Consider the following 256-nt stretch of genomic DNA (forward strand, 5'->3'; position numbering starts at 1 on the left):
CTCCTTGCAATATTAAATGGTGTTTATTAAATGTAACTCATTATTTATAAAGTACCAATGCTTTATCTAGTTGTGCACTTTTTTCATAACTTAACTTTGCTTGCTGCATATATTGTTTTTTATTTTCATTATTTAGTGCTTTATCAAACACCCTTGCCGCTAGGTCGTAATCACCTTGCGCATTAGCAAGGCAAGCCAAAGCGAGCAGTAATGAGTTATTTTGCTCATCTTTTTTAAGTCGATCTTGAATACTCGT

1 protein-coding gene is annotated in these 256 nt (G+C 33.2%); it reads right to left on the reverse strand.

All coding sequences use genetic code 11. The features are described 5' to 3' along the window. Positions 1-40: 40 nt before the first annotated feature. Positions 41-256, reverse strand: a 216-nt coding sequence (locus tag AAEY83_RS16720) for a hypothetical protein (protein ID WP_351060885.1), incomplete at its 5' end; no start/stop codon positions are given.

The sequence above is a fragment of the Psychrobacter sp. TB20-MNA-CIBAN-0197 genome, assembly GCF_040309765.1.
GTDB classification, from domain to species: Bacteria; Pseudomonadota; Gammaproteobacteria; order Pseudomonadales; family Moraxellaceae; genus Psychrobacter; species Psychrobacter submarinus.